The sequence below is a fragment of the Proteus sp. FZP2095 genome (assembly GCF_023701425.1).
GTDB classification, from domain to species: domain Bacteria; phylum Pseudomonadota; class Gammaproteobacteria; order Enterobacterales; family Enterobacteriaceae; genus Proteus; species Proteus cibarius.
The window spans coordinates 903,029-925,459 of sequence record NZ_JAMQBJ010000001.1; the positions used below are offsets into that span (position 1 = coordinate 903,029).

Below are 22,431 nucleotides of genomic sequence, written 5' to 3' on the forward strand. Positions count from 1 at the left end.
TATTACTTAAAATTTATCTGAAAGGCGGTTCATTAAAAGTTCTCAATTTACGAGAATGCAAGCTACCCTCTTCCTTTTTAAGTAACTCGATAGATTCAATACCAATTTGTAAATGCTCTGATACTGCACCTTCATAAAAATGATTAGCCTGACCGGGTAATTTAATTTCACCATGTAAAGGTTTATCAGATACACATAATAACGTACCATAAGGAACTCGAAAACGATAACCTTGTGCTGCGATTGTTGCACTTTCCATATCAACAGCAACGGCGCGACTTAGGTTAAATCGTCTAGCTGAGACAGAAAAGCGTAATTCCCAGTTACGATCGTCTGTTGTCACAACAGTTCCTGTTCTTAATCTTTGTTTTATTTCATGCCCCGGTTTTCCACTAATTATTTTTGTTGCATCGTAAAGCGCGCGCTGCACTTCAGCAATATTAGGAATTGGAATATCAGGTGGTAATACGTCATCTAAAATATGATCATCACGTAAATATGCATGCGCTAATACATAATCGCCAAGTTGTTGGCTTTCACGTAAACCACCACAATGGCCAATCATTAACCAAACATGAGGGCGTAAAACAGCTAAATGATCGCAAATTGTTTTTGCATTTGAAGGCCCTACACCAATATTAACTAATGTTATTCCTGGACCTTCTTTTGCAATTAAATGGTAGGCTGGCATTTGATATTTTTTCCAAGTTAAATCGGATATTAACTTTTCAGGATCAACAGTTTCAGCCGTAATTTGCTGAAAGCCAGCACAAGAAAGCGCGCAATATGGACTATTTTTGTCTGCGACTTGTTCACAAGCCCAACGAACAAATTCATCAACATAGCGGTTATAGTTAGTGAATAAAATATAAGGTTGAACATCTTCAGGTAATGTACCGGTGTAATGTTTTAAACGAGCCAATGAAAAATCTGTACGCAAAGCATCAAAATGAGAAAGTGGTAAAATATCCCTATCACAAATTAATCCATCGGTAATTTCGTCACCAATTTTAGATAAGTCTGTTGTCGGGAAATATTTAGCTAAAGAAGCACTCATTTTTCTATCAAAGCCAATGCCTGTTCCATCAATGACAAAAGGATAAGGAATTTCTTGTTTTGAGGCGCTGACTTCAAAAGTTGTATAGTAGGCATCAGCAATAAGTTGCAATTGTTCTGATAAATAATTTTCAAATAAAGCGGGATTAGTAATAGTGGTAGAATAAGTTCCTGAGCGAGATAAACGCCCATAAGCTCTTGTTTTATCTTCCACTTTCGTTTCACCAGACCAATGTACCGTTAATTGAGGATAAGCAAATAATCCTTCAGCTCTTTGTTTTACATCGGGTAATTTTCCATCTTGTGCGTAATCAACAATTGCATTACGTAATGCATCAACAGCATTTTGATATTGTTCTTTTAGTTTGGTAATAACTGCTTGGATTTCAAGGTGATGAGGTTGTGACATAAAAAGAGCCTCTTACTTATTATTGATTTATAACCATAATAGCAAGAAGCCCCCTTTATCCCAAATCAAGATTTTAATAAACTGTATTCAACTTTACTTTCATTAGTTGAAATGGATAGTTTTTTCATTAAGTCAGGATTAAATTCAAATTTAATATTCATATTTTCTTCCAGCAAAGCAAATCTACTTCCTTTGTAATTAAATTTATCGCCAATGTTGTCTATGTTGTCTACGTTGTCTATAAATCTCTTCTTCATTTCACTTTTATACCGAGCTAATGAAGCATCTAACTTTTCCTTTGATACAGGGGAGTCGATAAAATTTTTCATATATAAATTTATAGAATTGTAATCAAAATCATTTAAAATAGAATCTGATAACTGACTCACTTTATTAATATCAGATTCTGTAATTATCTTTTCATTGTTAACAATTATAGTGTATAAGTTACCTTTATTTTTTATATTAACAGATGTCTTTCCTGTAAAGGGGGAATACATTGAAGCAATAGGATCATATTCTTCAAAAGAATCTTTTATCATTGGAAAAATACCTTGATTAAGCAATTCAAAAATAATCATAGTATCTTTATTATTTAATGGTTTTAATTTTTCCTCTAATACACTAATGTCAGATATATTTTCATCATTGAATTTTAAATCATATCTTGGAATATCTTTTTCTACCTGTTCTCTAAGATTTTTGTACTTATGTTGATTTGCAGAATCATATATATTATCGATTAATTTCTTGGTATTAATTTTTCCAAAAAACTTTTTACTATTTTCTTTTAAATATTCATATTTATCATTAAATAATTCTTTATCATCAAAAGTATTAAGAGAAAAACCTTGTTTACTAAGAGGTTTTTTATTAGCATTAATGCATTCTATAAGAACCGCTATAAACGCAATAGTTTTTTCTTCATAATTTATTTCTTTATTACTTAATGTAGATAATTTATAATAATTATTAATAAATGCAGTTAGATCTTCATTACTATAATTTTTTAAATCAAGATTAAGTTCATTTTTTATAGCTTCAATAAATGGTATAATACTACTTCTAGATTCAATGGAATCATCACCAAAATCAATAATATAAGATATTTCATCATTCTCCACTTTATACCTTAAATTGTTTTTATAGTGATCTCCTGCAATTTTTTTTAGATCAAAGAAATCTCTATTTTTCTCTAAAGTTGTTGCATCTTTTTTAAAGTGGATGTTTTTAATTAAGGTTAATACTTTTTCTTGCTGGCTTAGCCCAAACCAATCTTTTATTTTTTCCCAAATACTCATTAATTTAGATGGCGAATTATCCGATAATTTAGTTGCTTTTTTACAACTGATATTTGCATTTGAAATAATCATTTTTATTTTCCCATTTTAACCAAATGAAAAATAAAGATAATAAAAAATATTATTTTTTTATATAAAAAAACACCACAAAATTATAGTTGCTTAAAGATAAAGGATATTTTACTTACATTGATGTCTCGAAAAAATTATCCTGATAGAAAACTTAATACGATAGGCAATGTAATTGCAGCAAACATTGTCTGAGATGTAATAATTCCCGCCATTAACTCAGAGTCCCCCCCTAATTGACGAGTTAAAATATAAGAAGTTGGTGCTGTTGGAATAGAGAAGAAAATAACTAAAAGCATCATAACTAATGAAGATAGACCTAGAAAATAAGCAACGCTATACGCGATTATCGGTACTATAAGCAAACGGGTAACAGTGTTAATACCAATCATTTTGCTTTCTGCTTTTAGTGTTGATAGATGCAATGCTGCACCAATACAAATAAGGCCTAAAGGTAAACTCGTTGCAGCTAACAATTTCAAGAATTGATCACTACCAAAAGGAAGCCCAATCCCTGACAAATTTATTATGATGCCAATAACACAAGAAATAATTAAAGGGTTTTTTATGATAGGCAATACCAGCTGACGCAAAGTCACATTTTGCCCTGCTGTTAAACAAAGTACTGAGGTCACATTTGATAGGGGAACTAGTGTTGCTAAAATCAAAGCAGCTATTCCCAAACCTTCAACCCCAAATAAATCAGCAACAATTGCTAAACCTAAATAAGTGTTAAATCGAATATTGCCTTGAACAATTGCACCAAAGCGACCAGCAGACCACCCTGTTATTTTTTTCAAGATAACGCACGATATAGTGACAATTAAAACGACAGAAAAAATAGCCCCAGCAAGGTGGGGTAATTGAGGATCCAATAAAGGTGCATTTGCCAAGCTATTTATCAATAAGGCAGGAAAAAGTAAAAAATAGTTAAGTTTTTCAGCCCCCACCCAAAATGCTGGTTCAAACGTTTTATTTCTTCTTAAAATTGCACCTAGCGCAATTAACGCAAATAACGGCCATAACGTTAATAACACATTTTGCATAATATTTATCCTAAAGATATTGTAATCCTTTACAATATCGCAACATCATGAGGATTGCTATTTTATGTTATTAATATAAAAGCTAATTCAAAAAATGATAAAAATAAATTTATACCGCATTTTAAGAATAGCTTTTTTATTATTAGTCCATTATAAAAATAATCCTTTTAAGATTATCGAAATACAAGTAGCTAATCTAAATCAATGTACATGCGGTAACAATGTAAGCTTGCTTTCGCTAAATCAGAATAATAATCACGCTCTTCTAATGCTTTAAAACCCTGTTTTAAATAAAATAATACTGCATTAGGTGTTGCATCTAAAAATAATTTGGATTGTCCTCTTTTAATTGCCTCATGCTTTAGTTGCTTTAAAATTAACCCTGCAAATCCTTTTCCCATGTATTCAGGTAATGTAAAAATGGCTTCAGCAAAACCCGTTTTAACATCTAAAAAACCCGAAGCAACAGGTATATTGTATTCTTGATAATCAATCACATAAAATGGATTATCGATAATAGCCTGCCGATAACCTTCTGGCATTTCATCAGGAGTCCATGCGGCTAAAATCTCTGATGGGTAAACATTTTTACAACCAAATCGTAATGCTTGATTTCGTAAATACCACAATCTTTTTGCTTCTTGTGGCTCTGCAAGCCTAAGCTGAATCATTCTCATTTCCATTTTATTCATTAGAATTAAGAGCCTCAAATTAGTAAAATAATTTATTCTAACAATGCATTTTAAATTTTGATTTTTTAGTGTTACTTTTTTTAAGAGCGTGATATGTTTTTGCAGAAGGAATAATGTAAGGAAATCTTATGCCTAATTCAATATTACCTTCTCCAATAAAAAAAACCTCCTCGTTTGTTGCAGGTTCTCCGCTCCCTTTTTATTATCAATGCATCTCAAGTGCAATTAGAGAAATCTACTTTTCCAAAATTTCACTTATTTACCATAATAGATATCAAGCTGAAAATACACATCCAAAGTTAATTCTATGTAGTCATCGGAACAGTGCTTTTGATGGTTATATTGCATTAAAGGCATTTCCTCAAGCTCAGGCTTTAGCATCAATTCAATTATTAAACAGTCCTTTAATGAGAACTTTTTTTACGGGCATTCCCGTAGTTAGGAAAAAGGATAAACAACGTTTAGGTGTAAATGCAAATATATTTTCAAGTCCTTCTGAGGCTGCAATTGCACATATAAAAGCAGGTGGTGATTTACTCTTATTTCCAGAAGGCAGTAGTGAGTGGGGTTTCCAGCCATTACCTTATCAACGAGGGGCTGCGAGAATTATTAGAACATTAATCAGTGAGGGAGTAGTTTTTGATATTATCCCTATGGGCTTGTTTTATATAGCCCCTGATAAATTCAGTTCAAAAGTTGAAGTTTATATTGGCGAAAATATTTTTATAAACTCACAAAAAGATATTTTGTCAACCAGAGAATGGGAACAAAATATTCATACGGAAGTTTCTACAGCACTAAATAGAATTTCTATTAATTGTCCAAATATTGATATTTTTGAGAAAGCATCAGCCTATGCTTTTAATAAAAATAAGGACGGTCATTCTTATGCTGAATCCTTTATTGACTATCAAAACAATCTGTATAGATCAAATAATGATAATCAAAATATAGAAAGAAATTCTCAATTTTCTATATTAATTTGGCGTTATGTTTCATTTTTATTCATGTATATTTTATTTCCAATATTATTATCGTCATTTATTGCGTCTCATTTTGCTGATGCTCGGAATACTATCAGCTTTTTTAAAATATTAGGTGGCGCTATTGCGACTGCCATTTGGGCTCCCATCTTAGTCGTACTCCTATTCTTTTTTCCTGTATTTATTGGTATAAGTTTAGCCAGTGCACTATTCGGTTTTATCTTAATAAGGAAGAAAGGCGCTCAAATATGTTAACCATGAAAGCCAGGATGCTTTTTAACCATTTATTTTCTCTACAACTGTTTATTATTTGGGCATTGGGGGCTTATGGAAGTTGGTTAACGAATGCGACAGAAATGTTGTTCCCCATATTTTTAGGCTTCTTTTTATGGGTGATACTCGTTTTTGTTGGATACAAAACACAACAAACAACCTCTTATTCTCGATTCTATTGGTTTGGTTTATTACAACTGATTGCTTGTTGGACTATTTTTCCTCTGTTTAAGTCGATCCGCTATGGTTTATATCAATGGAGTTTTGATGATATTTTATATAAATTAGATAAATTCCTATGGCTTGGAAAAAGCTTGCCAGAATGGACAATTTATTTACAGTCAGGCTGGCTAAGTGAATTTCTTTCTTTTTGCTATTTTAGTTTCTACTTCTTGATTATTGGCAGTGCCCTTTTCTTCTTTTTTAGCCGAAATAATATACTGACTAAAAACTATTTTTTCGGCTTAATGCTAATGTATTTTTTCGGCTTTATTGGTTACTTCTCTATCCCCGCAGCCGGCCCTTACTCTGCTTTTCCTTCTGATTTTAACTATCCAGTTTACTCTGGTGCCATGACATTATTTCTGACTGATCTTGTTGATAAAGGAATTACAGGAATGGATGTTTTTCCTTCATTGCATACAGGGATCACTCTTTATATTGTTGGCTTTTTCTATTTTTCAGGTTATCGAAAAACAGCGTATTGCTTATCTCCTATCTTAATAGGACTTATTTTAGCAACTGTCTATTTACATTATCACTACGGCATTGATGTTATTGTCGGTGCTTTGCTTGCATCATTGGTGCTTTACATCACTTGTAAAAATAATAAGGTCGAATATGGAACTCATTTATAAAATTAACGAGCCTATTGCTTCTGAAGTATCTATTAGTGGGGGTAAAGGCGCGAGTTTAGCAAAAACAATTCAATCACTGCCTGTTCCGGATGGTTTAATCCTCTCTTGTCAAGCTTACCAGTTATTTATCACCCCCTTACTACCTGAAATTAATCGTTTATTATCAGAAAAAAAGCAAGAAATTGAAGTTGTTAGTAAAAATATTCGTCATTTAATTTTACAAGCATCCATGCCAGAGAGCTTAGTTCATTCTTTAAGTTCAAGACTAAATGAACTCCAATTAAATAATACCGCTTTAGCCGTAAGATCTTCCGGAACATTAGAAGATATGCCTGGAGCCGCCTTTGCAGGGCAACACGATACGGTATTAGGTGTTAAAACTTTGCCTAATTTACTGGATGCAATTCGCCAATGTTATGCATCTTTATGGCACACTCACGTTATGCTCTATCGCCAACATTTAAATTTACCCCATACTCAAGCATCAATGGCAGTTGTGCTACAAAGAATGATTAACGTCCAAGAAAATGAAGCTGCGGGTGTGGCTTTTTCTGTTGATCCCGTTCAAGGCTCTCTTTCTACTGTATTAATTAATGCTGCATTTGGATTAGGTGAAACTGTTGTTGCTGGTGAAGATCCTGTTGATGAATTTCTTATTGATAGAGAGAGTTTCACATTAAAACAAGAAACGATTGCTCAAAAAATAAATGCCATTGTTATGGTTGATAATGGTACTAAAATATTACCACTTAAATCTGCTCAACAATCCATGTCCTCCCTGACAGCAAACCAGTGTAAACAAGTGGCGGAACTTGCTATCTCAGCAGAAAAATATTTTGATTTCCCTCAAGATATAGAATGGGCATTTCATGATGGAAGATTATGGCTTTTGCAATCACGTAATGTGACACAAATTGCCCCAATTTGGACAAGAGAAGAATCAGCAGAAAGATTTCCTAATCCTATCACACCATTAACATGGGATATGTGTGAAGCGGGTTTTCATTCATCATTAAACTTTAGCCTTAATCTTATGGGGCTTCCTTCATTTAATGGTAAATGGTTCGGGATGCAAGATTATTATATTTACGGCAACCAAAATGCAGTTTCCTTGTATAGTAATCGTCTCCCTACATCGATGATGAATGATTTACCTACCCTGTTAAAATCTTTGCCTGAAATTGCACAAAAATTCAGTTGGGTACAGGAATTACCTATCACTTGGATGCGTGATTTAGATAAATATTTAATCTCTATTGGCGCATTGATGAATGAGCCATTGCAGGATAAAAGTTTGCCTCAACTATGGGATTATGTGCAAAGAATTAATAAACTAGGTGCTGATTACTTTTTACCTAACATTGCCATATCCTTAACTCAGCGCTCACTCTATTCTGCATTGATGGCATTGCTAAAACTCTTCTTTAAAGAAGAAAAATATGCACATACAGCATTCGATAATTTAATTGCTATGTCTGAAACTAAAACTGGACAAGTGAATGCGGAACTTTGGGCTCTTTCTCGTTATGTTCGACAGCACTCCCAACTTATCAAACTTATAACATCCATTGTTCCTGAAAGTATTATGCAAGAAATTGAGGTATGTGATCCTCATTTTTACCAGCAATTTACCTTATTCTTAGCTAATCATGGTCATAGAGAATTAGATTTTGATGCATATCATCCTACTTGGTTAGATGCCCCACATATTGTATTAACTCAAATTAAAGCAATGGCAGATTTAACAGATGATAAACAAACAGATGATCCATTAGGCAAAAAGATCCTGCAGTCAGAAACAGAATTTTCAATTATCTCTGATGCACCTGAAGAGCTACGCTTTTTCTTACAAGAGATTATTCGATTAGCTCGTGTTTATACTGCACTTGATGACTTAGAGCATTATCAAACAACTCGATTAGCCCTACCTATGCGTCGCGGATTAAAAGCTTTAGGAGAGCGATTGGTTATCCGTAGTGTTTTAGATTGCCCAATGGATATTTATTTTGCTAATGAACAACCTTTAGCTGATGCAATTCTTGCAGATAATCCTACTGAATGGAATAAGTTACGTCATCATATATACCAAAACAAGGCAGGATATCTAAAAGCAAAATCAGTCACACCACAATGGATCTATGGTGAGGATAGTTGTAATAAATTAAATACAAATGAACATCAATTAAAGGGACTAGCTGGTAGTGCAGGTGTTATTGAAGGTGAAGTTTATCTTGTTTATGGCCCAGAGAATTTTGCCGAATTTCCACAAAATGCCATTTTAGTAGCAAGAACAACTAACCCTGCATGGACGGCTCTCTTTTATCGTGCATCTGGTATTATTACAGAAAGTGGTGGGCCTCTGTCCCATGGTGCGGTTACAGCCCGAGAGTTAGGATTACCTGCTGTAATGGGCATACGTAATGTATTGAATATTTTGCGAAATGGTCAAAAAGTCAGAGTTGATGGACAAAAAGGCATAATTGAGATTATGTCCTAATAACTTGAAAAGTATTACCGCTAGATCAGGAAAAGCATCTAAATGATGCTTTTCTTTTTTTATTTTACTGACTTTTTAACTATCCATTTTACTGTTGTTATCTTTCTCTTTTGAGACTTTGTTAATATCAACTTTATAAGCAGATGGTGCTAATAATGCAACAAGCCCCCCAAGTAATAAAACAAAAGAAAATACCATCATCATAGTTGGTGCATTAAATAAAAAATATGGCATTAATACTATTGGACTAGCTGTAAAAATAAGTGAAATAATGACAGGATATTTTATACCAATATCTCTCACACGTTGAGATAAAATAAGCGTAAATATGTAAACTTGTATTATTAAAAACACTAATTCCATTAGGCCATAAGATGTGAAAGAGAATTGGTAGTAAAAATAATTTTCAGTAACCAACTCTATTTTTTCGGGATAAAGTAATATAAACCATCGATCTGCTAAGTTCTCTGCAATAGCGAAGAAAATTGTCCAAGCAATTTCTAGGCCTAAAAAAGAGAGTCTTCCACGTCTTTGTTGTTTCCATTGATAAGCAAGTTTAGCTTGCATAATAAATCCCTTCATTTTTAAAGTGTATCTCTATCTTTTTTATCATAATACAATTAATATTTATCTCCAAAATAATAATATCGTAATCTGATAAAAGCACAAAAATACCTTTAATTTTTGATATTTAGTGTAACAATTCGCTCTTATTATTTTGCTTTTTTTATCTAACTAAAACATTAAATATATAAGGAGCGATTATGCTACCTATTCAGACAACCCGTTTTGCCCTTCTTCGTTAAAAACAATTTTATTACTTAACAAGAAGGGCTTTAAAAATGAATTATCAAAAAATCAAATTAGAACAATGGAATAGAAAAGAACATTTCTTACATTATCGACATGATCTACAGTGTAGTTTTAGCTTAACAACTAAAATTGATATTACTGCTTTAAAGACAGTATTAGCTAAAAATAATCTTAAGTTTTATCCTGTAATGATTTATTTGATTGCGAAAACGGTTAATAGCTACCCTGAGTCTAGAATGGCGATCAAGGATAACGATTTAGTTATTTGGGATTATATCAATCCCGCATACACTATTTTTCATCCAGAAACTGAGACTTTTTCAGAGTTATGGAGTGAATACTTTGAGGATTGGTGTCCTTTTCTAGAAGGATATAATCAAGATTATCAAAAATATAAAGATAATCTAAGTCTATCCGCAAAAGCTAATTTTCCTGAAAATCACTTCTGTATTTCGATGATCCCATGGGTAAGTTTTGATGGGTTTAATTTAAATGTCGCTAATATAAAAGATTATTTTCCCCCTATTTTTACTATGGGAAAATATACTCAACAAAATGACAAATTTTTATTACCGATATCTATCCAAGTTCATCATACGACATGTGATGGTTTTCATATAGCTAGAATGGTTAATAAACTCCAAGAGTTATGTGATAGATTTTCAGGTTGATTATATTGATTTTTAAATAAAAAAACCGCTCTCTTATCTATTGAATAAAAGAGCGGATTATTATTAAAGCAACTCATTTGAAAACCAATAATTATCTAACTTGTTTTTTGATCCATTTAATTTCTTCATTGGTGAATCGAATATTACTTTGTTTAGTTATATCAGTATCTAATTAGCTAATAACTTATGTACAAAAAAAGGCATCTTAAAAAAGATGCCTTTCTCTATAACTCATTGATTATCTTTAATTTACTTATTTTGCACTCGTGCGAATTAAGTAATCAAATGCGCTTAATGAGGCTTTTTATACCAACTTAACATACTGATATAAAAGGATTTAACCAGCGTCAATGTCCACATATTGACCACGTTTCGGAAAGCCTCTTGCAAGAGAGGCTTTTTGTTTTGAGCTTCAATAAATGTAAAAATAATTATAAGTTATTATTAAAATAAAAACTTTCAGTATAAATCAAATATATTTTACTAAACTTTACTCGTCTTTATCTGCAGAGATTTGTGATAATGTAATATCCGGATAAGAATCATATTCCCCTTTCCAGTGTTTATCTCCTGGAATTACTTTCATTTCCTTCCAATATTCTACATTAATTTTTTCATCTATTATTTTTTCATCTACATTAGTTTGAGGAATGCAACTCTCTAACTTATCTGATATAAAATTTTCTAAATTGGAATTATTAAAAATAACTTCATTAAGTTTTGAAGCAACCTCTATCAATAATATTAACGCCATTAATGCTGAACGCGATTCATTATATGAAGGATTTATTCCTTTATGAATAAAATCATTTCGTGCAAATCTTGCCAAGCTTAAATCTGAATAGAGCTTTTCAGATATTAAGTTATTTTGATATAGCATTTCTATTTTATGTGCAGAGTTCCATTGTTGAGACTCGATAAACTTTCGTCTCTTAGGTATATTTATAGATTTAGCGTCTTCAACTACTGTTTTTTTCCAAATAAACTCTAGTAACTGTTCTACACAAATCCACGCATGTGCCAATGATTCTCGAAGCTGATAATTTTTATAATATGTAAATGCACCAATCAAAAGAGATGATGATAATGTGGGTAATTTAGATAAAATCTTATACCCGTAATTATATGATGAAATAACTTCATCTACATTTATAATTTCAGGTTCAAGCAATTTTATAGAAGCTATTTTTCCTGCATCGCACTCAGCAATTGCGCGATGAAAGTCAGCATTACAACTATGAGTAGAACTATGTCGATAGTAGCCATTTGTATACATTAATCCTCTCGAAACATCTAAAGGAGAAATAGATTCAACATAAACTCCACCTAGGAATACTGAAGCAAGTATTCTATTAACCTCTTCAACAACTAAATCATCATTTTTGAATTCGTTAATAAATGGAAATATTAAACTTCCATCAAATCCAAAACATGCAGGCATTTTTTTTGGTAAATGAGCGTTGAAAAACTTACTAGCTCTATGAAGTTTCACATAGTCATACGTAGCATTATTTATTTGTTCCAAGCTCGGATTCCATACATCATATTTATCACGAGATATTAATCTGAATGGTTTAAAATTAGATATTAAAATTGGCACCTGAATTTCTTTCATGTATTTCTCGATATTTTTACTATATAAAGAGTTAATCATAACCACTTGAAAAAAGCTAAACATCTCCTCTCACAGTTAGTTACAAAATAATTAAGAGCTATATTCAGATAGTTTAGCAATAAAAATAGTCTAACAACTTATCATGACTTTATAAAAAAACTAAAGTATTACCAATATTAAATTACTCACTTCATTTCCAAGCTTTTCATCAAATCCCCAACACCTGCTGACAATACTTATCAATATGTGGCTCTACTCGCTCAATCAATTGAGGCTTTGAAATAGACAGGGATGGTGTCCGATAATATAATTTAACTCATTGTTTTTATTGAATTCTAATAGCAAACCGTCCACATCCACAAAAAAAACGACCACATTGATATAGTGACTAGCCCCTTAATTTTAAAAGGGGCTTATTTCAATGTATAATTCAAACAAAGGAGAAAAAAGAATGATTAATGACGAATTAAATTCAAAGCAAAAAATTGAACTAGCAAAAATTTTAATGGAAATGCTTAATGAAGGTGATTGGCTTGAATTATTTATATGTACTGATTGTGACAACTTTACGAGAAACCATACTAGTTTTCTTCAAGATGTTCATTGGAAAAATCCAAGCTTAAAGCAAGGTTGTATTGTCGCTATTCAATATATATTACAAAACCCTGATAACCTGAAAATCATCTGGGAATTTGATAATGTTGCGAATAATATAAGTCGTAAAAATAAGGAATTATATGAATCAATTAGATGTATAGTTGAAAACGATAAACAAAAGATTGTACCTCAACCAAATATTCAAACACCACATCAACTTTTTTATGCGACGATCAATGAAGCTGAAAAATCATTGAACAACAATGAACCAGAAAATGCTATTGATCGTATCCATACAGCTGTACATGTCCATTTACAATATCTATGTAACAAAGAAAATATTACGTTCAGCAATAATGAAGCAATAACAGGTCTTATTGCTAAATTGCGTAATAATTACAAATCAACTCATAATGTCAGTAACGACAACCCAATTGTTAAAATTCTTATGGGAGCAGGAAGTATTTTCGATGGATTGAATAATTTAAGAAATCACCATAGCATGACCCACCCTCAAAATACCTTGCTTAATAAACATGATGCTCTACTGGCGATTAATATGGCTAGAACCTTAATGGGTTATTTGAATGAAATATTTTAAACTAAAAATTATTCAACTCTTAGCATTAAATCTCTAATGCCTGCTGACAATACTTATCAAGATGTGGCTCTACCCGTTCAATCAACTGAGGCTTTGAAATAAACCGTGTTACGGTTTCATGGCTGACGAACGTTGCGCCACAATTGATATTCTGGCACTGGTTATAACGTTCTTTGGTATCGGAAGATATTTGCTGACTACTACGAGTATGCGCGGCATGACCACAAACAGGACAAATCATCATAAACGGGTTACCTCTTTATGATGTGAAAATTACCTGTAATTATACACAGGCACTATTCCTTATCCATATCTATCTCACTGCTTTTGACTTCTAATTCTAACGAGGTGGTAAATCCGCTATTGTTCAGTGAATGGCTCACTGTGGCCAATGTCCAATAGGCTTCATCAATTTCAGGTTTAAAACCGCTAACTTGTACCGGTAATTCAGGAAAGAGATCCGCACGTCCTTTCGCAAGGGTAATACTAAAAGAGGCAACGCCCCGCTGTATTTTTTCCCACGCGGCTTTCGCGGCACGTTCGGCATTGGTTTTACTCGCGTAAGTATGAGACAACACCATTACGTTACCTTCTTCACCAACAAGATACTCCCCTTGTTTCTCTTCTTCTTTTTTCGGTTTATCAGTAGTGGGTTTTCTACGACGAATTTGTGATTGTGTTTTCTCTTGCGGTTTACGGGTATTTAAATAATTGGCGGTCACACCAGTGTAGGCCCCTCTATCCACCAATGAAAAACGGTGTCCATCTCCCACACTCCGGGTGATTTGCACTAAAGGTAACGCTTGACCGCTAGCGGTGGTATTGCCCCCTTGCACCATAAACAGCAAATTGCCGTTTTTAACACAGGCGGTGGCACCGTTTAATTGCCCTAAGCGCGTTAAAAAACTGCCATCTGACTCATTGGTTTGGTCGATATGTTCAATCTTTACCGTATCAAGACCAGGATCAACCACCGCCGTGACATTATTGCGCCCTGCAATGGTTCTGACGATATCGCCTAATGTTTTTTGATGGTAAGACATTTCACGGCGAACATTCAGGGTTGCCCTAAAATCCGCACTACGGGCGCGCAATGTCATTTTATCGGGTACACCTGAATGCTCTATCTCATCGACCGTAAACGAACCTTTATGAATAAGGCTTTCACCCTGCCAACCAAGATGCAAGGTTAATATCTCTCCCCGTTTTGGCATCATTAATGCGCCGTCAGAATCATCTAACTCAATATCAAGCCGGTCAGCTTCAAAGCCCCGATTGTCTGTTAATGAAAGCGAAATTAATCGTCCTTGAATTTTGGCGCTAATATCTTCATCACCGGCAATTAACACGAAAGCTGGCGTGCTACTTTTACCGGTGATCATTTCTGGCAACATTATGATAAAACTCCTTTTATCGCTTCACCGGCACCATTGGCCATCATGCCTAATTGGTCGCTTAAATCCCCCAACATCTGACTGATGGAGTCATCCACCCGTTTTAATGTCAGTGAGAAATCAATTTTTCTGGCGGCTACATCTTGGAAAAATTCGGTGTGAGTCCGTTGTAAATCGGTGATCACAAACATGCCATGAATGGTGCCCGTACCATCAATAAATGACCATGCTTTACCACTATCCGCCATTAATTCCAATGCCAACAACGACACTTTACCGCCGGTTTTAGCATTATTGGAAAGTGACAACCTAAAAGTTGCCGTTCTCTGTTTAAGCACTGGCGCCCGTTGGGGCGAAGCGCTCAAGCTAAAACGTGAACATGTGATCCAAAATAAGGTGAGATTTACGTACACCAAAACCAATAAGCCAAGAATTGTACCAATTTCTCAAGCTGTTGCTGACATGATTTGTACAAAGAAATCAGGATTGCTCTTTACTGAAACGTCTTATCACATGTTTCGTCGAGCAATTAAAAAAGTGAAACCGAGTATGGCATTAGGTCAGGCAACCCACGCATTGCGCCATACATTCGCTACCCATTTTATGATGAACGGCGGAAGTATTATTACGTTACAACGCATCTTAGGACACACTAATTTGCAACAAACGTTGACCTATGCACACTTTGCACCAGACTTCTTACAAGATGCCATTCAATATAACCCATTGAAAGGTAGTACAGAATTACTGGTTTAGAGTGTCCACATATTGTCCACACTTGAACACTTAAGGGCACTTTTCAGCCCTTTCTGATGATTTTATGTACAAAAAAAGGCATCTTAAAAAAGATACCTTTCTCTATAACCTATTGATTATCTTTGATTTGCTTATTTTGCAGTTGTGCGAATCAAGTAATCAAATGCGCTTAATGAGGCTTTAGCACCTTCACCTGCGGCGATAATGATTTGCTTATAAGGAACTGTTGTACAGTCACCGGCAGCAAATACACCTTTGATATTAGTTTCGCCACGGGCATCAACAACAATTTCACCCATCTTATTACGCTCAACAGTACCTTCTAACCACTGTGTATTAGGTAATAAACCGATTTGAACGAAAATACCTGCTAATGCAATATCGTGCATAGAATCATTAGTACGATCTTTGTATTTTAGGCCAGTTAACTTAGTGCCATCGCCATACACTTCTGTGGTTTGCGCATTTAAGATAACTTCTACATTGCCTAAGCTACGTAATTTTTTCTGTAATACCGCATCTGCTCTCATTTCTGGAGCAAATTCTAATACTGTTACGTGTTCAACTAAGCCAGCTAAGTCAATTGCAGCTTCAACACCTGAGTTACCACCACCAATAACAGCAACTCTTTTTCCTTTAAACAGTGGGCCGTCACAGTGTGGGCAATAAGTTACACCACGAGTACGGTACTCATTTTCACCGGGAACATTCATATTTCTCCAGCGGGCACCTGTCGCAATAATTAAGCTACGAGTTTTTAAAATTGCACCTGATGCCGTTTCAATTTGGTGTAATTCCCCTTCTGACGCCCCTGGAATTAAACGACTAACAGTTTGGCTATCAATCACATCCACTTGGTAATCATCAACATGGGCTTTTAATGCACCAGCAAGTTTTGCACCTTCGGTTTTCGGTACTGAAATATAGTTTTCAATATCAACAGTATCAAGAACTTGGCCACCAAAACGTTCACCAATAAGACCTGTATTTAAACCTTTACGAGCAGAATAAACAGCAGCTGATGCACCAGCAGGGCCACTACCCACAATCAATACATCAAATGCATCTTTTTGATTTAACAATTCTGCAGTACGTTTTTCTGCATTGCTGTCTACTTTGTTAACGATTTCAGCTAAGGTCATGCGACCTTGACCAAACTCGTTACCATTTAAGAATACAGCAGGAACGCCCATGATATTACGTTCCTGAATTTCATTTTGGAACATGCCTCCGTCAATCGCAGTATGTGTGATTTTCGGATTTAAAATCGCCATTAAGTTTAATGCCTGAACAACATCTGGGCAGTTATGACAAGAGAGCGAATAATAGGTTTCGAAATGAAACTCACCGTCTAACTGACGAATTTGTTCAAGTAATTCTTGTGCTTCTTTTGATGGATGACCACCGGTTTGCAATAATGCTAAAACCAATGAAGTAAATTCATGACCTAATGGCGAGCCCGCAAAGCGAACACCCGTTTCTTTCCCTGGGTTGGTAATAAGAAAAGATGGTTTACGTACATTAGCGTTATTATCTTCACGATAAGTGACTTTATCGGATAATGGTTCGATTTCTTTTAATAGCGCTTGGATATCAGCAGAATGTTTGCTGTCGTCTAATGTTGCTACTAACTCAACTGGCTGGGTTAATCGTTCTAAATAAGCTTTCAATTGAGCTTTTAAATTATTATCTAACATTTTTGCACCCTCAATAAAATCGGGTGCCGAGACACCCGATAAATAACTTTTTAGTGGCTTAATTCTTATTTAGATTTTGCCAACTAAATCCAGTGATGGAGCTAAAGTTGCATCACCTTCTTTCCATTTTGCTGGGCAAACTTCGCCTGGGTGGCTAGCTACATACTGAGCAGCTTTCACTTTACGCAGCAGGTCTGATGCATCACGGCCAATACCTTCAGCTGTGATTTCAATTGCTTGGATGATACCTTGTGGGTCAACAACGAAAGTACCACGGTCAGCAAGGCCTTCATTCTCACGCATATTTTCGAAGTTACGAGTTAATGCGCCAGTTGGGTCGCCAATCATGCCATATTTGATTTTACCGATAGTTTCTGAGCTACTGTGCCATGCTTTATGGGTAAAATGTGTGTCAGTAGAAACAGAGTAAATTTCTACGCCCATTTTTTGGAACTCAGCATAATGATCAGCTAAGTCACCTAATTCAGTTGGGCACACGAAAGTGAAGTCTGCAGGGTAAAAGAAGAAAACGCTCCATTTGCCTTCGACGTCCTTTTCAGTCACTTCTACGAATTGACCGTCTTTAAATGCCATGTTTTTGAATGGTTTGATTGGGGTATTAATTAAAGACATTGTATTTCCTCCTGTTTGGTATGGGTCTAATGTACCTATTCCACTTGAGAATAGCTAATACATTCCTGCTATCAGTTCAATAGGTTTTACCTAATGAGTTGAAGAAATTGATAGAGATAGGTTAACGAAATGTAGCTATTAAAGCAAATGCACAACAAGTAAATTGTACCTACTTTCTATTAGCCTACTCTCTGTTTAATATCTTTATCCTCAGTAACAGAAAAATCATAACCTAATGAATTATAAAATTAATATCTATCATCATAGATAAATTAAATATTACTTCACTAATTTGGCAGGTTTTAGAATAGTGTAAGTACACTCAAATGCTGCTTTTTGAATACGATAAATATCGTGGCTATCTGTTGTGGATTGCACAACCGCATCGCCCGATTGAAAACGTTGTAATTCTCCCCAAGGTGCCTTCATTGCAAATGTAGGTGTAGATTCAGGAACGATAAAGTAATTCATCTCAATGCCTTGGGGGATAAAAGGCTGATAATCACTAGGATAAAATGCTAGATTAATTTCACTTTTCTCTGCGGGATTGTAACGCTGAGCAAATTTTGCTTTTCTTACCAAGATCTCCTCATTACCTGTTTCTGGGCAAATATTTTGTACTACCCAATCACCTACTTTTGCTGGTTCTGAAACGGTTTCGACTCCTTCACCTTTAATTATTGTGGTGATAATCTCACCTTCTTTGGCTGCCCTTGCTAGGACTGGCTTGGTTTTAATTGCAACACCTGTGATCCCTGCTTGCTGAGCCTGAGTGAAGTAAGCTACGCGTTCTTTTTGTGGCAATTGAGAAAGGTCATTAGCAAATACAAATGAAGGAATTAAGGCTAAACCTATTAATGGTATTTTTGTTCTACTTTTCTTATAGGTTTTATCGTTATTTGAATTACTGTTTTGTATATAGAAAGACATTGAATTATTTCCTGATAAATATCATCCGTACTTAATACGCTATTTAAGGTCTGTAAACGTTAAACCGATTATGGCAGGAAATAAAACAAAAGTACTCGTAAAATCAGTTACCTAATTAAGAAAAGTTCAAAAATTCGAGAGGTCTCACAACTAGAAATAACCAAGGTTCAGAAAGTAAAGAGTTCAATCTAGTTAATAGATTTAATGACTATATACATTATATAAGAAAAAAGACTTCAACTAACCAACTGTACGTTGTGTTTTGAAGTCTTTATATATGAAGCTAATCGTTAACTTTGAGTATAAAAACAAATTTAAAATAGATACTTAAAGCGGATACGGGCACCGTAACGATCTTTATCACTACTATGTACATTAATATCGTCTTTACCATCTATACGTGAATAATAAGCACCTAAATAGGTTTTAAAATTATCCATATCTAAAATATTTGGCAGTTCATAAGAAGTAAATACCGTATTGATATTGTATTTGCCAGGATTGAGCGTTAAATAGGTGTCATTTTGATCACTGCTGTTTCCGCTTTTTTGATAGTAAACTTTAATATCATTATGAGCATAGATATAACCAAGTTGAAATTTGCGCCATAAAACATTACTACCAATAGAAAAATCATTTTCACCTTTAGCATCAAGATAAGCAGCACTTAAATTTGCAACAATGCCGTTAATAGGATCATCAGCTAAAGTGTCCCATTTTACAGTTAAGCCATAACCTGTACGTTGCGATTGATCTTGAAATTTTCCATTTTCATCATCATAGCCATAGGCTTTACTTATTACGTTTGCGTCTATCGCACCTGCAATTGTTAAGTTATCTTTTTGCCATGCAACAACAGGTCGCATATAAATAACATTTTTACGATTATCAAGTTTACGCCCGTGATACCCACCATCTTTGAAAACAGAAGTTCCATCTTCAACTAAAGCATTTAACTCAAAATACCAGTCGTTATAGTGTGTATTAACCATCATGCTACCACCATCACTACTACGACCTCGTCCTTCTTTCATCATATAGATATAGCCAAAACCATCACCATATAAATCATTTGCTGTATTACCTGAGTATTCAACAAATGTATCTTGGTTTAGAGGGAACATGTCGTAAGCTTCATAACGACCAATTTTATATTGCCATTTATCACGTTGGCCAAAGTAGAAAACAGCATCATCTAGATTCATTTTACCCGTCATGTCAGCCATTGGCTGAGCACGAAAACCAGCATAATTACCGTTTTTTAATTCTCGTTCACCATCCACACCAATTAAAATACGCCCATTAAGTGACCATTTTTCATTATCATCAAAATCTTTTTGATTGCCGGGCATCATTCTCATCGATGTTAGTTGCCCTTTCTTACTAGCAGCATCGATATTATATTCCACGTCACCGTACAATTTGAGATCACCCCAATTTGTATTAGTAGAGAAAAAGCCCGTACCTTCTTTATTTTTCGTACTAGCTAACTGAGAGGATTGTTTTTGTTGGATTTCATTAAGTTGAGTTTGTGCACTATTTACTTTTGCTTGAGCCTCATCAGATTGCTTTTCTAATATAGCAATGCGTTGCTCCATGTTGACGGTTGTAACATGATTCATTACTTTCTTTTCTTGAGATAAGCTGTTGGAATTAATTAATTGCTCAAGGCGAGCCACTTTTTGTTCTGCTGCGATGGCTCTAGCTTCCGCAGCGGTTGCACGTTGTTCAAGGGTATTTAACCTTGCTTCAATTGCACTTATATCGGTTTGTGCGTTTGCGTATAATGGCGTAGCGAGTATTAAACTTATCACAACAGATAATGCTTTTACTTTCATTCGAATATTCCTAAGTTAGCAAATGTTGGTTTAACAGGTACGGCAAATACAGAACAATCAATTTGGTTAATCGATTGTTCTATCTAATGAGCGTGTTGTTATTTTTGTTCGATAATATCGTATAAATATCAATCGGTTATTCGCATCGTTATTTCTATTCTTAACAATAAATAAACCCATATCTTCATTGCCTTGCCATTATTTTTACTGATTAACTTCCAGTATCATAAGTAAGACTATGTTTGAACTAAGGCACTTATTCTCGTTTAAGTACTTACAAACATTTATTATTCTGATTTGGTATTTAATTTATTGTTATTAGAAGCATATCTCTGGTTTGTGTTTTCTATTTTTATAATGGCTTACTAACCTAAATAAAATAATCGTTAACATGGAACATTTCCACAATCATTTGTGATTTTTTTGAGGTTGGTACAATAACCTAAGAAAAAAGACACAAATAACCATCAAAATGGGGGATATAGAAAGAAAATAAAGTGATTTATTAAGTAAGGTTTAAACTAAGCAAAAGATAGTTAAGATCTGAAGAGAGTAATTTTATAACGCGGTGTTATTAGCTTCTATTATTTAGACACCTTAGTATAAAGGTAAGCTGATATGGTGGAAGAAGAAGAACTGACAGAGGTCATGTCATTATAACCTCCGTCCATCATTATCATATTCTGCCAGGTTTACGTAACGCTCTACGAAAGTAAGAAACTGGCATTTTAGGGCAAATTTGTTCTTTTACTGCTGGATTATTTTCCAAATCTTCTTTGTCTATTTCATTATTTCTTCTTGAATTTTGTAGCTGAGTATCTGTTTTATTCATCTTCCCTTTCCTCTGAGATCAATGCCTCATTAATAGCTTCAATTTTCTCAACTGCTTCATTAAGAATAGAAGCAATACGTCCTGCTCTTTCCACAGAGAGCTCTTTTAACACTAATTTATGGCGTAAAACTGCTTTTAATTTACCAACAGCAGATTCAATTTCCTCAGAAACACCACCTGCGTTTTGAGATAAATCTCTCGCATAAGCCAGTTTTCTTTGAATGTTGGCCTCTATTTCCTGATGTTCTGCTAAAAATGCAGTGCCTTCAGGTGTAATGCTGTAGTTTTTACGGCCTTTTTCAGCAATGGTAGCAAGTAATAGATCTTGCTCTTCAAGTAATGTTAGCGTTGGATAAATAACACCCGGGCTAGGTACATATAATCCTGAAGAAGCCTCATCTATTTCTTTAATAATTTCATAACCATGACTTGGCTTTTTTGAGATCATGCTAAGTAACAGAACTCGTAAATCACCATGATCAAACATACGTTTTAATTGGCGACCTTGACCTTTTCCTCTGCTACCACATCCACGACCACGTTGTTTTCCGCGCCCTTCAGAACCGTGTTCTCCATGGCAACATTCACCGTGTCCTTCGTGTCTATGTCCATGTTCGCCATGACGACATTCGCCACGCCCTTCATGTCCATGACAGCATTCACCACGTCCTTCGTGTCCATGATCATGTTCACCATGGCAACAATGTTCACCATGATGTTCTTGGTGTTGGTGTTGGCTATGTTTACCTTTACCACCACAACGCCCTTTTCCGTGGCCATGTCCACCATTTTCAGCACGCTGTTGATAAAGTGAGTTTAATGCTCGAATCATCATAAATATTCCCTCATTGTTTTAGATATATCGAATTTA

The 22,431-nt window shown here is 34.5% G+C and carries 20 protein-coding genes and 1 pseudogene; 6 read left to right on the forward strand and 15 right to left on the reverse strand.

Annotation, left to right across the window (positions count from 1 at the left end; translation table 11 throughout):
* Positions 1–13 precede the first annotated feature (13 nt).
* The 4 genes from NBG71_RS04305 to NBG71_RS04320 form a co-directional block, all read right to left on the reverse strand.
* A complete protein-coding gene (locus NBG71_RS04305) occupies positions 14–1,465 on the reverse strand; it encodes an AMP nucleosidase (RefSeq protein WP_075674341.1) in 1,452 nt (483 codons plus the stop codon).
* Between the two features lie 65 nt (positions 1,466–1,530).
* Positions 1,531–2,838: a hypothetical protein gene (locus tag NBG71_RS04310; protein WP_250916568.1), complete on the reverse strand. Its 1,308-nt coding sequence runs from the start codon at positions 2,836–2,838 to the stop codon at positions 1,531–1,533.
* A 134-nt stretch (positions 2,839–2,972) separates the two neighbouring features.
* The gene (locus tag NBG71_RS04315) at positions 2,973–3,881 is read right to left on the reverse strand and encodes an AEC family transporter (RefSeq protein WP_075673626.1); all 909 of its coding nucleotides are present in this window, start codon (positions 3,879–3,881) and stop codon (positions 2,973–2,975) included.
* Between the two features lie 191 nt (positions 3,882–4,072).
* Positions 4,073–4,558, reverse strand: coding sequence for a GNAT family N-acetyltransferase (locus tag NBG71_RS04320; protein WP_075673649.1), 486 nt, complete (start codon positions 4,556–4,558; stop codon positions 4,073–4,075).
* Positions 4,559–4,701: 143 nt separating this feature from the next.
* Here NBG71_RS04320 and NBG71_RS04325 point away from each other — a divergent pair, with 143 nt between their 5' ends.
* The 3 genes from NBG71_RS04325 to NBG71_RS04335 are packed head-to-tail and all read left to right on the forward strand — an operon-like array spanning position 4,702 to position 9,183.
* Entirely contained in the window at positions 4,702–5,811 is a 1,110-nt protein-coding gene (locus NBG71_RS04325; RefSeq protein WP_250916569.1) for a 1-acyl-sn-glycerol-3-phosphate acyltransferase, read from the forward strand.
* Positions 5,805–6,686, forward strand: coding sequence for a phosphatase PAP2 family protein (locus NBG71_RS04330; RefSeq protein ID WP_075673628.1), 882 nt, complete (start codon positions 5,805–5,807; stop codon positions 6,684–6,686). Before NBG71_RS04325 ends, NBG71_RS04330 begins: the two co-directional genes overlap by 7 nt.
* Positions 6,670–9,183 (forward strand): PEP/pyruvate-binding domain-containing protein, encoded by a 2,514-nt coding sequence (locus NBG71_RS04335; RefSeq protein ID WP_250916570.1) that lies wholly within the window; start codon positions 6,670–6,672, stop codon positions 9,181–9,183. Before NBG71_RS04330 ends, NBG71_RS04335 begins: the two co-directional genes overlap by 17 nt.
* Before the next feature lie 75 nt (positions 9,184–9,258).
* On the opposite strand, the gene NBG71_RS04340 is transcribed toward NBG71_RS04335, so the two are convergent.
* On the reverse strand, positions 9,259–9,750 hold the full coding sequence (locus NBG71_RS04340; RefSeq protein WP_075673630.1) for a hypothetical protein: 492 nt from the start codon (positions 9,748–9,750) through the stop codon (positions 9,259–9,261).
* A gap of 275 nt (positions 9,751–10,025) precedes the next feature.
* On the opposite strand from NBG71_RS04340, the gene catA reads away from it, so the two are divergent.
* Positions 10,026–10,667 carry a type A chloramphenicol O-acetyltransferase gene (catA, locus tag NBG71_RS04345; protein ID WP_250916571.1) on the forward strand — a complete coding sequence of 214 codons (642 nt, stop codon included), beginning with the start codon at positions 10,026–10,028 and terminating at the stop codon, positions 10,665–10,667.
* Positions 10,668–11,157: 490 nt separating this feature from the next.
* On the opposite strand, the gene NBG71_RS04350 is transcribed toward catA, so the two are convergent.
* A complete protein-coding gene (locus tag NBG71_RS04350) occupies positions 11,158–12,282 on the reverse strand; it encodes a hypothetical protein (RefSeq protein ID WP_250916572.1) in 1,125 nt (374 codons plus the stop codon).
* A gap of 451 nt (positions 12,283–12,733) precedes the next feature.
* Here NBG71_RS04350 and NBG71_RS04355 point away from each other — a divergent pair, with 451 nt between their 5' ends.
* Positions 12,734–13,480, forward strand: coding sequence for an abortive infection family protein (locus NBG71_RS04355; protein WP_250916573.1), 747 nt, complete (start codon positions 12,734–12,736; stop codon positions 13,478–13,480).
* Between the two features lie 25 nt (positions 13,481–13,505).
* Here NBG71_RS04355 and NBG71_RS04360 read toward each other — a convergent pair whose 3' ends face one another.
* The 3 genes from NBG71_RS04360 to NBG71_RS04370 are packed head-to-tail and all read right to left on the reverse strand — an operon-like array spanning position 13,506 to position 15,212.
* Positions 13,506–13,724 carry an ogr/Delta-like zinc finger family protein gene (locus NBG71_RS04360; RefSeq protein ID WP_250916574.1) on the reverse strand — a complete coding sequence of 73 codons (219 nt, stop codon included), beginning with the start codon at positions 13,722–13,724 and terminating at the stop codon, positions 13,506–13,508.
* A gap of 52 nt (positions 13,725–13,776) precedes the next feature.
* Positions 13,777–14,874: a phage late control D family protein gene (locus tag NBG71_RS04365; RefSeq protein ID WP_250916575.1), complete on the reverse strand. Its 1,098-nt coding sequence runs from the start codon at positions 14,872–14,874 to the stop codon at positions 13,777–13,779.
* Positions 14,874–15,212 (reverse strand): phage tail protein, encoded by a 339-nt coding sequence (locus NBG71_RS04370; protein ID WP_490561275.1) that lies wholly within the window; start codon positions 15,210–15,212, stop codon positions 14,874–14,876. The genes NBG71_RS04365 and NBG71_RS04370 overlap by 1 nt, the downstream gene beginning before the upstream one ends.
* Here NBG71_RS04370 and NBG71_RS04375 point away from each other — a divergent pair.
* A pseudogene (locus NBG71_RS04375) lies at positions 15,157–15,630 on the forward strand (tyrosine-type recombinase/integrase); the annotation flags it as partial. The gene NBG71_RS04370 and the pseudogene NBG71_RS04375 overlap by 56 nt on opposite strands.
* Before the next feature lie 131 nt (positions 15,631–15,761).
* Here NBG71_RS04375 and ahpF read toward each other — a convergent pair.
* The 6 genes from ahpF to NBG71_RS04405 all read right to left on the reverse strand — a co-directional run bounded on the left by ahpF (position 15,762) and on the right by NBG71_RS04405 (position 22,395).
* Complete coding sequence (gene ahpF, locus NBG71_RS04380) at positions 15,762–17,327, reverse strand: alkyl hydroperoxide reductase subunit F (protein ID WP_109402331.1); 1,566 nt, start codon at positions 17,325–17,327, stop codon at positions 15,762–15,764.
* 69 nt (positions 17,328–17,396) lie between these two features.
* Positions 17,397–17,960 (reverse strand): alkyl hydroperoxide reductase subunit C, encoded by a 564-nt coding sequence (gene ahpC / locus NBG71_RS04385; RefSeq protein ID WP_006536680.1) that lies wholly within the window; start codon positions 17,958–17,960, stop codon positions 17,397–17,399.
* Positions 17,961–18,239: 279 nt separating this feature from the next.
* Positions 18,240–18,890, reverse strand: a complete 651-nt coding sequence (locus NBG71_RS04390; protein WP_075673633.1) for a hypothetical protein — start codon at positions 18,888–18,890, stop codon at positions 18,240–18,242.
* 314 nt (positions 18,891–19,204) lie between these two features.
* On the reverse strand, positions 19,205–20,728 hold the full coding sequence (locus NBG71_RS04395; RefSeq protein WP_250916576.1) for a carbohydrate porin: 1,524 nt from the start codon (positions 20,726–20,728) through the stop codon (positions 19,205–19,207).
* Between the two features lie 676 nt (positions 20,729–21,404).
* A complete protein-coding gene (locus tag NBG71_RS04400) occupies positions 21,405–21,560 on the reverse strand; it encodes a hypothetical protein (protein ID WP_164530186.1) in 156 nt (51 codons plus the stop codon).
* Complete coding sequence (locus tag NBG71_RS04405) at positions 21,553–22,395, reverse strand: PadR family transcriptional regulator (RefSeq protein WP_075673635.1); 843 nt, start codon at positions 22,393–22,395, stop codon at positions 21,553–21,555. The genes NBG71_RS04400 and NBG71_RS04405 overlap by 8 nt, the downstream gene beginning before the upstream one ends.
* Positions 22,396–22,431 lie beyond the last annotated feature (36 nt).